This window comes from Peptoniphilaceae bacterium AMB_02 (assembly GCA_036321625.1).
GTDB lineage: Bacteria > Bacillota > Clostridia > Tissierellales > Peptoniphilaceae > Microaceticoccus > Microaceticoccus formicicus.
Genome location: CP143259.1, coordinates 390,146 through 403,931 on the forward strand (window position 1 = coordinate 390,146; position 13,786 = coordinate 403,931).

13 protein-coding genes and 1 pseudogene are annotated in these 13,786 nt (G+C 36.9%); all 14 read left to right on the forward strand.

Annotation, left to right across the window (positions count from 1 at the left end):
• Window positions 1–79: 79 nt before the first annotated feature.
• The 14 genes and pseudogenes from hisG (at window position 80) to VZL98_01990 (ending at window position 13,702) form a co-directional block, all read left to right on the forward strand.
• The gene (gene hisG / locus VZL98_01925; protein ID WVH63738.1) at window positions 80–1,681 is read left to right on the forward strand and encodes an ATP phosphoribosyltransferase; all 1,602 of its coding nucleotides are present in this window, start codon (window positions 80–82) and stop codon (window positions 1,679–1,681) included.
• A 16-nt stretch (window positions 1,682–1,697) separates the two neighbouring features.
• Window positions 1,698–2,984, forward strand: a complete 1,287-nt coding sequence (gene hisD, locus VZL98_01930; GenBank protein ID WVH63739.1) for a histidinol dehydrogenase — start codon at window positions 1,698–1,700, stop codon at window positions 2,982–2,984.
• Between the two features lie 25 nt (window positions 2,985–3,009).
• The gene (gene hisC / locus VZL98_01935; protein ID WVH63740.1) at window positions 3,010–4,071 is read left to right on the forward strand and encodes a histidinol-phosphate transaminase; all 1,062 of its coding nucleotides are present in this window, start codon (window positions 3,010–3,012) and stop codon (window positions 4,069–4,071) included.
• 176 nt (window positions 4,072–4,247) lie between these two features.
• Window positions 4,248–4,427 carry a hypothetical protein gene (locus VZL98_01940; GenBank protein ID WVH63741.1) on the forward strand — a complete coding sequence of 60 codons (180 nt, stop codon included), beginning with the start codon at window positions 4,248–4,250 and terminating at the stop codon, window positions 4,425–4,427.
• Window position 4,428: 1 nt separating this feature from the next.
• On the forward strand, window positions 4,429–4,839 hold the full coding sequence (locus VZL98_01945; protein WVH63742.1) for a hypothetical protein: 411 nt from the start codon (window positions 4,429–4,431) through the stop codon (window positions 4,837–4,839).
• A 68-nt stretch (window positions 4,840–4,907) separates the two neighbouring features.
• A pseudogene (gene hisA / locus VZL98_01950) lies at window positions 4,908–5,561 on the forward strand (1-(5-phosphoribosyl)-5-[(5-phosphoribosylamino)methylideneamino]imidazole-4-carboxamide isomerase).
• Window positions 5,562–5,566: 5 nt separating this feature from the next.
• The gene (gene hisIE, locus VZL98_01955) at window positions 5,567–6,919 is read left to right on the forward strand and encodes a bifunctional phosphoribosyl-AMP cyclohydrolase/phosphoribosyl-ATP diphosphatase HisIE (GenBank protein WVH63743.1); all 1,353 of its coding nucleotides are present in this window, start codon (window positions 5,567–5,569) and stop codon (window positions 6,917–6,919) included.
• 370 nt (window positions 6,920–7,289) lie between these two features.
• Window positions 7,290–8,117: a histidinol-phosphatase HisJ gene (hisJ, locus tag VZL98_01960; GenBank protein WVH63744.1), complete on the forward strand. Its 828-nt coding sequence runs from the start codon at window positions 7,290–7,292 to the stop codon at window positions 8,115–8,117.
• 17 nt (window positions 8,118–8,134) lie between these two features.
• Window positions 8,135–8,599 carry a tRNA adenosine(34) deaminase TadA gene (gene tadA / locus VZL98_01965; GenBank protein ID WVH63745.1) on the forward strand — a complete coding sequence of 155 codons (465 nt, stop codon included), beginning with the start codon at window positions 8,135–8,137 and terminating at the stop codon, window positions 8,597–8,599.
• Window positions 8,600–9,055: 456 nt separating this feature from the next.
• Window positions 9,056–10,234, forward strand: coding sequence for an ABC transporter substrate-binding protein (locus VZL98_01970; protein ID WVH63746.1), 1,179 nt, complete (start codon window positions 9,056–9,058; stop codon window positions 10,232–10,234).
• A 92-nt stretch (window positions 10,235–10,326) separates the two neighbouring features.
• Entirely contained in the window at window positions 10,327–11,211 is an 885-nt protein-coding gene (locus VZL98_01975; protein ID WVH63747.1) for a branched-chain amino acid ABC transporter permease, read from the forward strand.
• Complete coding sequence (locus tag VZL98_01980) at window positions 11,212–12,183, forward strand: branched-chain amino acid ABC transporter permease (GenBank protein WVH63748.1); 972 nt, start codon at window positions 11,212–11,214, stop codon at window positions 12,181–12,183.
• A 26-nt stretch (window positions 12,184–12,209) separates the two neighbouring features.
• The gene (locus tag VZL98_01985; GenBank protein ID WVH63749.1) at window positions 12,210–12,983 is read left to right on the forward strand and encodes an ABC transporter ATP-binding protein; all 774 of its coding nucleotides are present in this window, start codon (window positions 12,210–12,212) and stop codon (window positions 12,981–12,983) included.
• 11 nt (window positions 12,984–12,994) lie between these two features.
• On the forward strand, window positions 12,995–13,702 hold the full coding sequence (locus VZL98_01990) for an ABC transporter ATP-binding protein (GenBank protein ID WVH64528.1): 708 nt from the start codon (window positions 12,995–12,997) through the stop codon (window positions 13,700–13,702).
• Window positions 13,703–13,786: the final 84 nt, after the last annotated feature.

The following is a 13,786-nucleotide window of genomic DNA, read 5'->3' on the forward strand; positions in this document are numbered from 1 at the left end:
GCGTGATTAATTACGTTTATTTTTGCTATTCTAACCATCCCTTGGCGGATGGTTTTTTTATTTATTAGGAGGGATTTTGATGAATTATGAAGTTGCCGGCTCCAGCACATTAATCGGAGATAGTATCAAGAGGTTGAGGGAAGTTACGGGGGCATTGATAGAAGAGTCAGAAAAATTAGGTTATGAGGAAATCATAATGCCTAACTTTGAAGATTATGATTTATACAAAAACCATAGAGGAATCGACAGACTTAAAATGGTCAAAACCATAGATAATGATGGTAGAGTATTGGTGTTAAGGCCTGATGCAACAATTGGGATAACGAGATATGTATGCAATAATTTCCCGATATCTGAAGCTCCTGTAAAACTCTTCTACATATCCACGATTTTCAGAGAATTTAAAGGAGTTAAAAAAACCGGCCGAGATTTTATCCAAGGTGGAGTTGAGTATTTTGGGGTGGATGATATATCTTGTGAAGAAGAAATCATTCAGCTGGCAGTGAATATTATCAGAAAGATCAACATAAACAATCTTCAACTAGGACTTGGAAGTGCAGCTTATTTAAGCGGTTTTTTATCCACTCTAAAGCTATCTAAAGAAGATGAAGATACCATAATGGAGCATTTAGAAATAAAGAACCTGAGTTCATTGGTTCCTTTCCTAGAATCTAAAGGCATTTACTTTAAAGACATAGAAGCATTGGTGAAACTGACTTCACTGGTAGGTAATGTGAATGAAGTACTTCCTAAAGCAAGAGAACTCGTGAGAAACATAGAAATGGACAAAGCGCTAAATAAACTCCAAGAACTTAGTAATCGTATAAACGAGTTTGATCCTAGAATACAGATAAAACTTGATTTTACCCTTACGAAAAGATTCAACTACTATACAGATACTATTTTCGAATTATATGCTGGCGGTATGCATGTCCCTATAGTTTCAGGAGGAAGGTACAATAAACTCGCAGAACAATACGGCGAACCAAGACCTGCAGTCGGATTCGGAATGAACTTAAGCCTGGTAATAGACTATAACGAAAGCACTGTCGAAGATATTGTAACCATTGCCGTTGCGAAGGGAAGAATTACAAAAGAAGTTGTAGAGAGACTTGTAGCAGGAGGTCTGAAATTTCCTGAATACGAAAGTGGAACGAGAAAGCTTCTTATCAATGACAGTGAGAATAAATTCAGATTAGTACTTGTTAAATCACCGGATGTACCGACATATGTTGAATCCGGTGCAGCTGATTTAGGAATAGTCGGTTCAGATATCCTGGATGAAGGTGAGTTTGACGGCTATATACTGAGAAATACTGATATCGGCAAATGCAGAATGTCATTCGCAAAACTTGCAGATAAAAAGATGCCAAAGGGAAATTCATTTACAGTAGCGAGCAAGTATCCCCGATTGACATCAGAATACCTGAAGAGTCAGGGGGTCAATGCCAATATAATAAAACTAAATGGATCAGTGGAACTTGGACCAATAGTCGGACTTTCGGATATCATAGTTGATATTGTAGAAAGCGGAAATACCCTAAGGGAAAACGGATTGGTAGAGATGGAAAGCTTTATGGATATTTCATCCAAGATTATTTGTAATAAAGTTGCGTTTAAGACGAAACAGGCTGCAGTAGAAGAGTTCCTGGAAAGATTTGACCAAAATATAGGAAATTAAACTAAGGAGGACAATTATGAAAATTATTAAAGTAAGTAGAGATTTGGACAAGAAAAAACTGGTAAAAGAGTATTTGGACAGAACGGATAACCCTGATCCTGAAATTGAATCAGCAGTTGCAGAAATTATCAGATCAGTTAAACAGTACGGAGATGAATCTTTAAGATATTATACCAAAGGATTCGACAGGGTTGAGATTGAGGATTTTAGAGTATCTGAATCTGAACTTAACGAAGCCGTCTCCATAGTGGGTGAAGATTTTATAAATGTACTTAAAAGGGCATATAAGAATATATACGAGTTTCACAGTAAGCAATTGGAATCAACTTGGTTTAATGATTTCAGACCGGGTGTAAAACTAGGACAGAAAATTACCCCTATAGAAAGAGTGGGAATATACGTGCCGGGAGGAACTGCAGGCTATCCTTCAACAGTATTAATGACCGCCATTCCTGCAGTGGTTGCGGGAGTGGGTTCTATTGCCATGGTGAGTCCACCGAACGACAAAGGTAAGATAGATCCATATATTCTGGCTGCAGCATATGTCTGTGGTGTAAAAGAGATATACAAAGTAGGAGGAGCACAAGCAATCGCTGCGCTTGCTTATGGAACCGAGAGTATCGAAGCAGTAAACAAAATAGTCGGCCCGGGAAATATCTTCGTTGCCACAGCTAAAAAACAGGTTTTCGGAACTGTCGGCATTGATATGATTGCAGGACCTAGTGAAATCGGAATACTTGCAGATAAAAACGCAAATCCTTCCTATATAGCTGCAGACCTACTTTCTCAAGCTGAACATGACACCAAAGCCGCACCTGTATTAGTGACAGATGATTTTGAATTTGCAGAGCTGGTTGTTAAAGAGGTCGGTATAATCAAAGATGAACTGTCACGAAATGAAATAATTGAGCAATCCTTAAAGAATTACGGTACAATATTTGTAACCGAATCAAAAGAAGAATCCATAGAACTGATGAACATTGTAGCTCCTGAACACTTAGAAATACTTTGGGATAATGCCGAAGATTATATTGATTCAATTGTAAATGCAGGAGCGATATTCTTAGGGCAATATACTCCTGAACCGCTTGGAGACTACTTTGCAGGACCTAACCATACACTTCCGACAGGTGGTACTGCAAGGTTTTCATCACCACTTGGAGTATATGATTACATTAAAAGATCCAGCTTAATCTCCTATAATAGGGAAGCTCTGATGAAAGAAGCCGACGATATCATGCAGTTTGCTAAAAATGAAAGGCTAACTGCTCATGCAAAGTCGATAGAGCTGAGAACAAAATAAAAATAATAAAAAGGTTGTGAGAAACATGATTGAAAAATTCCTTAATAAAAATCTACTTAACTTTGAAAGTTACTTGGCCAAGATGCCAAACGAGAAGATACTTCTGGCGTCAAATGAAAATCCATACAATTTAATTGAGGATGAAGAATTTAATAGTGGGTATATGGAAGTGCTAAATCAACTTAAACTAAACAGATACCCTGATCCGAATGCAGACGAGTTAAGGAACGAACTTGCAGTATATACAAATACGAAAGCGGAAAACATAATTGTAGGAAATGGTGCCGATGAAGTAATAGATATGATACTTGCAACCTTTATTAATCCCGGTGATGTTGTAATAACTCATAGTCCAAGCTTTGAAATGTACACAATCTCAGCAAAAGCAAAAGGTGCAAGATGTGTTGGTGTTTCGGACCTTGACCATAGAATCGATACCGATGGAATCATAGAAAACGCAAACTTTTTAAAAGCAAAACTTATTTTTCTATGTGTTCCAAACAATCCAACCGGATACTGTGTTCCGAAAAGTGAAGTTCAAAGGATAATAGACGAAACAAAAGCTCTCGTCGTCCTAGACATGGCATATATCGAATTTTCTGAAGAGGACTATGCTGATCTTGTATTAAATGACAGAGTGATTAGACTTCGAACTTTGTCTAAAGCATTTGGACTTGCATCACTCAGAGTTGGATACGGATTAGCATGTCCGGAGATAATAAAGGCTATAAACCTGGTAAAGCCACCTTACAATCTAAACCAACTCAGTCAAAACCTTGCCAAATATACACTTAAAAATAGAGTGAAATTGGAAGGTGTAATGAATATCCTAAAGGAAGAAAAGGAAAAACTGTACAGAGAAATAGTAAAACTGGAAAATGTAGAAACATTCCCGACAGGATCCAACTTCTTCCTTATAAAAATAAATGAAAGTAAAACAGAACTCTTTAATAAATTATTGGAAGAGGCAGATATAAGAGTTAGAATGTATCCGAAGGATTCAAACTTGGGCGGATATTATAGAATAAATGTAGGTAAACCGGAAGAAAATGAAGTGCTGTTAAGAGTGTTAAAGAATATTGGATAGATTTGGAAATAACAGGTTTAAATAAGTGTATTGCATACCATATAGCTTAGAGTTAAAAATGTTAAAACAGAAATTTAGGACAGTAGCAAGATCTTATCAAATCAGATTTTAAAATGTCATTAGGGAAATAGCACTTAGAAGAATACACTTAGTAAATTAATTAAGGGAGGAATACATTGCGCAATTCAGAGCTGAAAAGAATAACGACAGAAACCAATATAGATATGAAATTAAATATAGATGGAAACGGTGACTTTGTAGGAACGTGCAGGATGGGGTTTTTTGATCATATGATGGCGCTTTTTACAAGACATTCGGGATTCGACTTATACCTTGGAAGCAGTGGGGGACCTTGAAGTGGATACTCATCATTTAGTCGAAGATATCGGAATAGTGATGGGTACTTTATTTAAAAATGTCATTGGTGATTGCAGGGGTATTGCTAGATACGGATCTTTCTCCTGCCCCATGGATGAAGCCCTTACCAAAGTCGACCTTGATATAAGCGGAAGAGGATACCTGGTCTACAATGTGGAACTAAAAAGGGAAAGAGTTGGAGATTTTGAAACGGAAATGCTCAAAGAGTTCTTATACGCATTTGCAATAAATGGAGGAATCACACTTCATGTAAATAATCTATATGGAGAAAATGAACATCATATCATAGAATCAATATTCAAAGCACTTGGGCGAGCTCTTGGCATGGCATCTAGAATTACGGATTCATCTGGAAAGATACCGTCAACGAAAGGGAAAATAGGTGCATAATATGATAATACTTCCTGCAATAGATTTAATCGATAAAAAATGTGTGAGACTAACTAAAGGGGGTCTACACTGAACTTTCCGTTTATGAAGAAGATCCTGTAAAAATGGCTAAAACTTTGGTCGAAGGTGGTGCCAAATACATTCATATAATCGATTTAGATTCGGCAATCAAGGGAACAAAAGATAATTTTGAGGTAATAGAAAAAATAAGAAATGCAGTTGATGTACCCATACAGCTTGGCGGTGGAATAAGAAGCATAGAACGGGCAACTGAACTTATTGAAATGGGCATAGACAGATTGATAGTCAGTACTGCTGCGATTATGGACGATGAATTCTTAAACACATTAATCGAGAAATTCAAAAGTCAAATCGCCATATCTCTTGATGCAAAGGGAGATATCGTACTTATTAAAGGTTGGGTCGAAAAAACCGACAAAAACATATATGATTTAGCAAAAGAACTGGAAGAGCGTGGTGTAGAAAACATAATACACACCGACATAGATAGAGACGGAATGCTATGCGGACCGAATCTTGAAGTTTTAAAGAAATTAAATGAAATGGTAGATATAAACTTAATTGCAGCCGGAGGAGTCACAACGGTTGATGACCTAAATAAACTATCAGAACTTAATTTATATGGGGCAATAGTCGGTAAAGCTCTATATGAAGGAAAAATAAGTATGGAAGAAATTAGAGATTTCCAATCGAGGAGTTGACGGAATTGAAAAAGAATAAAATTGTAGCTTGCTTAGATGTCTCCGGAGGGATGCTGGTTAAGGGAGTTAAATTTGATGAAATAGTGAGTATAAAAGACCCGGTAGAAGCAGGACTTAAATATGCAGAAAACGGGATAGATGAGCTAGTATACTACGACATATCTGCAACAGTAGAGGATAGAGGAATCTTTGAAAAGCCAATCATTGAGCTTTCTAAAAGGATTGGCATACCTTTTACGGTAGGAGGAGGAATCAAAAACCTGGAAGATATAGAAAGAGTATTAAAACTTGGAGCAGATAAAGTCTCGATAAACTCAGCAGCAGTTTCAAATCCAGAGCTTATATCTCAGGCCGCATCTAAATTCGGCAGTAAGAAAATCGTAGGAAGCATGGATGTTAAAAAGAGTGGTGATTCTTGGGTAGTATACCTCGGTGCAGGCAAGGTAGAGACCGGTATTGATGCTGTTGAATGGGCTATTAAACTGGAAGAACTTGGAGCGGGAGAACTTTGCATCAATTCCATAGACAATGATGGAGTTAAAACCGGCTTTGACTTGGAACTGGTGAAGAAAATATCTTCATCTGTAAAAATACCGACAGTCGCATCAGGAGGAGCAGGTGAATACCAACACTTTATAGATGCCTATGAAGCGGGAGCAGTCAGTGCACTTGGAGCATCGGTGTTTCACTTCGGTATATTAGACATAGGAACCCTAAAGGAAAAGATAACAGAATATACCCTAGGCAAGTTAAAGTTCGACTCTTTAGGGCTAATACCAGCAATAGTACAAGATGCACTCTCTAAAAAGGTCCTCATGCAGGCCTATATGAATAGAGAATCTCTTGCCAAGACGATAGAAACGGGAAGCAGCTGGTTTTACAGTAGATCGAGACAAGAACTCTGGGAAAAAGGAGCTACATCCGGAAACACTCAAAGAGTAGTATCATTATCAGCAGATTGCGATTACGACTCATTATTAATGGAGGTTCTTCCTGACGGTCCTGCATGCCATACGGGAGAGGTATCCTGTTACTACAATGAAATTGTGAAATTCACTGACTCGGTCGACAGGAATGTACTTTTTGAAGAGTTTGATTTAATAAAGGATAGAGTAGTGAATCCAAAACCCGGAGCCTATACAGACTACTTGCTTAGTGAAGGCGTCGATAAAATCTGTAAAAAGATTGGTGAAGAAGCTGCAGAAACCATAATAGCTGCCAAGAATAACTCCAGAGAAGAGCTGATATATGAAGCAGCAGATTTACTGTATCATTTGAATGTTCTTTTGGTTGACAGGGGAATTGAACTCGATGATATAATGAGGGAAATAATGAAAAGGGGATCGAAAAGTTATTGAAAATCTCTTCCGTTCCAGGTTTTAAGAAAAAGCCGTTTATAGTTCTTCAGGAGATTACAATACCGCTTCGCTTAAAAGAATGTAATCTAAACCCTACAGAACAATAAACGGATTTTTCTACTAAAACCTTCCAAAGTCAGATAATTTCAAGAACATTTCGCTGGGGTACTGAAGGTAGCGACGAAGAGATGTCGCTTTTGTTTGTAAAAAAGATAAAAGAGGATAATTGGTTTACTTTAGTAGCGATCAAAAGATATCGCCGTAATTTACAGGGGATGGAAAAGTTAGGAAATTTCTTCTCCGTTCGCAACATGGTGAAAAGTCTCTATCTATAGATAAATTTTATTGAATACCACCAATGGAGGTTCATATGCGAATCAAAACCGACAGTCATACTCATACTGAATACTGTCCTCATGGCAGTGGGGAATATGCAGAAGAGATGATTAGGCGCGCCATAGAACTTGGCTACGAAAACTATAGTATTACGGAGCATGCACCGCTCCCTGAGGAATTTTTACCTAGTGATGTTTCCAAAATCTACGCCATGGATGAATTTAATATGAAGAGTTCCGAGGTGGAACATTACTTAAAGTCAATGCATAGACTGAAGGACAAATACAAATCTGAGATTAATATAAAAGTTGGATTTGAATTTGATTATATCGAAGGTTATGAAGAATACCTTAGGGATTTCCTGGATGAGTATCATGGATGCATAGACGATTCGATTATTTCAGTTCACTTTTTACGGGGCGCGGGGGGATTAAGAGCAATTGATTTTAGTCCATCTGATTTTAAAGAAGGAATCCTAGATTTTTATGGCAGCTTTAAAGAGGTTGAAAACGCCTACTTCAAGACTATAGCTGCGCTCATTAAAGCTGATTTAGGAGAGTACAAACCAAGACGAATCGGCCATATAACTATTTATAGAAAATTTGAAAAATACAATTTTGACGGGGGAGAAAGTATTCCAAAAGCAAGTATACCGGATTTTATCGCCCAAATGCTGCTTGAGAAAAATATTCAATTGGACTACAATTTAAGTGGATACAAAAAGCCTTATCTTAAAGATAGCTGTCCACCGGCTTATTTATTGGACAGTCTAACTAAAAAGGGGATAATCTTGGTTCCCGGTTCCGATGCTCATTCTTCAAAGGACTTATGGAGTGAAGAGGATTTGGCATTAATTAAGTAAAAATTAAAGGATGGATTATGGATCACGAATTTTTTATGAATATTGCAATCGAAGAAGCTATGAAAGCTGCTAGAATAGGAGAAGTACCGGTTGGAGCAGTCATTGTAAAAGACGGAGAAGTAATTGCAAGAGGATATAATAGAGTGGAAATAGACAATGATGCGACGGCTCATGCAGAACTGATTGCCATTAAAGAAGCTTCGAAAAAACTTGGAGTTTGGCGTCTTTCCGGATGCACTATATACGTTACTCTTGAGCCTTGTGCCATGTGTGCAGGGGCAATGGTTCATTCCCGAATTGATAAGTTAATTGTAGGAACTGATGATTATAAAAGAGGATGCGCTGGAACCGTAATCGATCTATTGAACTTTGAACCTTTTAACCATAAGGTGGAAGTAAAAAAAGGAGTGCTAGCCCATAAATGCAGTCAAATACTATCAGAATTCTTTGAAAATTTGAGAAGGAGTAGGAAAGAACTTTAGTTGACTAAAATTATTAATAATAATACTGGCAGGCTGAATTGAATGAGGATTAATTCAGTCTTTTTTTGTTCAAAAACTTACTAATTGCAACAAGCATAATAAATATTAAAAAAACGTAATAAATAGCCTTGAATGAATAAAAAAACATTTAAATTCATTAAATATACATCATTTTAGAATAAATGAATACAAAAAACAAAAAATGAAAAAGATTAGCTAATTTAAGACAATGAAATTCACGTATAGTCGAATAATTATACATATAATTATTACAAAATATCATGTAATTTGAATAAAACAGAACTAAGAAGGCCATAGAAATATATTAAAATAGAAAAAAATAGTGCTTTTATGCATGATATCGTTTACATAACTTTAAAATTTAGGGAAGACTTGCTATAATAGCTAATAAGTATTCGGATAAGGATACAAAATGAAATATAAGGAGAGATAATTATGAAAAAGTTTAGAGTTTTATGGCTTATAGTTGCAGCTATTTTACTTATAACCGCCTGTGGTGGAGGTGGAGAGAAAACCACGGCTCCGGATGATAAGAAAACTGAAGATGCAGGTAAGTCCGGAGACACTATTAAAGTAGGAGGACTTGCACCACTTACCGGTGATGTTGCAATTTACGGAGTTACTGCCACCAATGGAGTTAAGTTAGCGTTTGAGGAGATAAATGCTAATGGTGGAATACTTGGTAAGCAAGTTGAATATGTTGTATATGATGAAAAAGGAGATCCAACTGAGGCTGTTACTGCATATAATAGATTGGTAGATGAGGGAATTGTAGCATTAATCGGTGATGTTACTTCTAAACCTACACTTGCTGTTGCAGAAGTTGCTAAAAATGATGGAATCCCAATGATTACACCAACTGGAACTCAGAAGAATATAACTGAGGGTAAGGAAAATGTATTTAGAACTTGTTATATTGACCCATTCCAAGGCGTAATACTTGCGAAATTAGCTCAAAAAGATCTTAATGCAAAAACTGTTGCTATAATTTCAAATACATCAGACGATTACTCACAAGGTGTTAAGAATACTTTTGTTGAAGAAGCTAAGAAGTTGGGATTGGAAGTAGTAGCTGATGAATTCTACACCGTAGACGATACAGATTTTAAATCTCAGCTAACTAAAATGGTAGCACTTAAACCTGATGTACTGGTTATTTCCGATTATTATAAATATGTAGCACTTATTTCAGCACAAGCTAAAGAAGTTGGACTTGAATCTAAATTAATAGGTCCTGATGGATGGGATGGAGTACTTGAAACTCTTGACAAGTCAAATATGGATGCAGTTCAAGATGCACTGTTTACTAATCACTTCTCCGTTAAAGACACTGCTGAAAAAGTTAAAAACTTCGTTGATGCTTATAAGGCTAAGTACAACGAGAGTCCTTCAGCATTTGCAGCGCTTGGATACGATACTGCATATGTTCTAAAGCAAGCTATGGAAAGTGCCGGTAGCGTAGATAAGAAAGCTGTAGTAGATGCTATAAAAGCAATTGAATTTGAAGGGGTAACAGGAAAGTTTAAATACGATGAAGAAAACAATCCTATAAAAGCCGTAACAGTAATGAAGATAGATAATGGTGAATATGTATTTTATTCAGTAGAAGAATAAAATGAATTAAGGAGAGGAAAGAAGAAGGTTCAGCCTTTTTCTTTTCACTCCAAATTGTTTTTTATAGGTATATAAATTGAAAGGAAGAATATATGGAGCTGCTATTACAAATTATAAACGGATTATCTATAGGTAGTATCTATGCTCTGGTTTCACTTGGTTATACCATGGTTTACGGTATAGCTAAACTGATCAACTTTGCACATGGTGATATCATCATGATCGGAGCATATACTTCACTGATGATGATACCAGTATTTGCAAAATACAATTTACCGCTTTGGTTAACAGTGGTACCCGCAATTATTTTATGTGTTATTCTAGGAGTTCTAATTGAGAGAATATGTTATAGACCTTTAAGGAATTCACCTAGAATTGCAAACCTCATAACGGCAATAGGTGTAAGTTTGCTACTGCAAAATGTAGTAATGAAAATCTTTGGACCTGACTTTAAATCATATCCTAAACTATTTGACTTCCCTCCACTTGTCATTGGCAGGGTTAGATTAGGAATAAATGTAATAATAACCATTTTACTAACAGTTATACTGACCATCTTATTACAACTATTTATGCAAAAGACAAAATATGGTAAGGCAATGCTTGCGACAAGCGAGAATTACGAAGCATCTAAACTTGTAGGAATCAATATAGATTCTACAATTATGCTTACATTTGCCATTGGAAGTGGACTAGCTGCTGTAGCCTCAATACTATATGTTTCTTCCTATCCACAAGTACAGCCTCAAATGGGTTCCATGCTTGGAATCAAAGCGTTCGTAGCGGCTGTTTTGGGAGGAATAGGAATAATACCCGGAGCGGTTTTAGGTGGATTCATACTGGGGATAGCAGAGACTTTAACAAGAGCGTATATATCGTCTCAACTTGCTGATGCAATAGTGTTTGGTATACTGATACTCGTTCTATTGGTAAAACCGACAGGAATACTGGGCAAGGACTTAAAGGAGAAGGTATAGATGAATAAGACTAAGAAAATTTCGTATATAACTACGATTGTAATCGTATTAATTTTATATTTTATCCTTATAGGACTTATGCAAGCAGGCGTAATATCGAGATTTGCCAAGGGTATTCTCGTTATCATAGCGATTAATATCATTCTTGCAGTAAGTCTAAATGTTACCGTAGGATGTTTGGGACAGATAACACTGGGTCATGCAGGATTTATGTCAGTGGGTGCTTATTCTGCAGCACTATTTACTAAATCAGGTATAATACCGGGAATTCCAGGATACTTGATTGGAATCCTCGTAGGCGGAGCAGTAGCGGGGCTTGTAGGAATTATAGTAGGTGTACCTGCACTTAGGTTGAAAGGTGATTACCTTGCCATTATAACCTTGGCATTCGGTGAGATAATTCGTGTACTGATAGAGTATTTTGATTTTACCGGCGGTGCACAAGGACTTATAGGAATTCCAAGATATCAAAACTTCACTATAATATTTTTTGTAACTGTTTTATCAGTGGCTGCCATGTTTTCTATAATGACATCAAGGCATGGTAGAGCAGTACTGGCAATAAGAGAAGATGAAATTGCAAGTGATGCAGCAGGAATAGATACTACATTTTATAAAACATTTGCTTTTACAATCTCGGCAATATTTGCAGGAGTTGCAGGCGCACTATATGCACATCATATGGGAGTGCTTGGAGCAAAACAGTTCGATTATAACTATTCTATAGCCATCCTGGTAATGGTAGTACTTGGAGGAATGGGAAGCTTCACAGGAGCAACACTGTCAGCGGTAGTTCTTACAATCCTTCCTGAAGCACTAAGAGGATTTAATGACTATAGAATGATACTATATTCTCTAATTCTGATTATAATGATGTTATTCAGACCGATTGGTTTACTTGGCAGAAAGGAATTTGAGATTACTAAGATTATCGATAAACTTATTAAAAAACCCGGAGATAATGCGATATGACGGAGAAAATGATACAGGAGGTAAACATGGAAGCCATATTAAATGCAATGGATATAGGAATAAACTTTGGTGGGCTTAAAGCAGTTGACGAATTTAACATAACTGTAGATAAAGGAGAACTCGTAGGCCTTATTGGTCCAAATGGAGCAGGGAAAACTACGGTATTTAATATGCTTACAGGTGTTTATGAACCAACTGTTGGAAATATATATCTAAATGGAATGGGACTAAATAAAGTAAAAACTCATGAAATAGTTAAAAAGGGAATGGCTAGAACCTTCCAGAATATAAGACTATTTGGAAACCTTACAGTACTTCAAAACGTACTTATAGCAAATAATCATGAGATGAAATATGGATTCTTTTCCGGTATGTTTAGAACTCTAAAATATTGGCGCGAAGAAAAAGAAGCAGAACAAAAGGCTTTGGAACTGCTTAAGTTTTTTGACTTAGACAAAGCTGCAAATTGGAGAGCAAACTCTCTTCCTTATGGAGATCAGAGAAAACTGGAAATCGCCAGAGCTCTAGCCACAAATCCCAAATTGCTTTTATTGGACGAGCCTGCTGCGGGAATGAACCCCAATGAAACTCAAGAATTAATGGATACGATATCTAAGATTAGAAAGGAATTTGACATCGCCATACTACTCATAGAACACGACATGAAGCTGGTACTTGGTCTATGCGAAAGACTTATCGTACTGGATCACGGAAAGATAATAGCACAAGGGAATCCGGAAGAAGTTGTAAATGATAAGGCGGTAATCAAAGCGTATCTTGGAGAGGAAGTGGTGGCTTAATGTCAACTCCAATGCTGGAAGTAAAAGACTTGAATGTATACTATGGAAATATCCACGCATTAAAAGGAATCTCGCTGGAGGTTCATGAAGGAGAGATTATTTCTCTTATAGGAGCCAATGGTGCAGGTAAAACGACCACACTTCAGACCATCTCGGGAATAATAAGATCCAAATCCGGAAGCATACACTATAAAGGCGAAGATATCACTAAAACCAGAGCGCATAAAATACTAAGAATGGGAATAGCACAAGTTCCCGAAGGAAGGCAGATATTTGCAAATCTTTCAGTTTTGGATAATCTGGAATTAGGAGCATTTAGCATAAGAGGATCTAACGAAGAAAAAGTAGCACAAAGGGAACAGTTCTTTGATGGATTTCCAAGAATGAGGGAAAGAGCGAATCAAAGAGCAGGAACACTGTCAGGTGGAGAACAGCAGATGCTTGCCATGGGTAGAGCAATGGCTTCAAAACCAAAGCTTATGATACTGGATGAACCGTCTATGGGACTTTCACCAATCTTTGTAAAGGAGATATTCTCAACTATAAAGAGATTAAATGAAGAAGGAGTAACAATCCTTTTGGTAGAACAGAATGCAATGATGGCATTAGCTATATCGGACAGAGCATATGTACTGGAAACCGGAAAAATTGTTATGGAGGGCAATTCAAAAGAACTTGCCAATGATGAAAAAGTAAAACAAGCCTATCTCGGAGCGTAGGTTTAAAGTCGATACAGATGGATACTGTATCGGCTTTTTTCTTGATAAAATTCATTCAGCTTTACAAATGCATATATTTTTGTA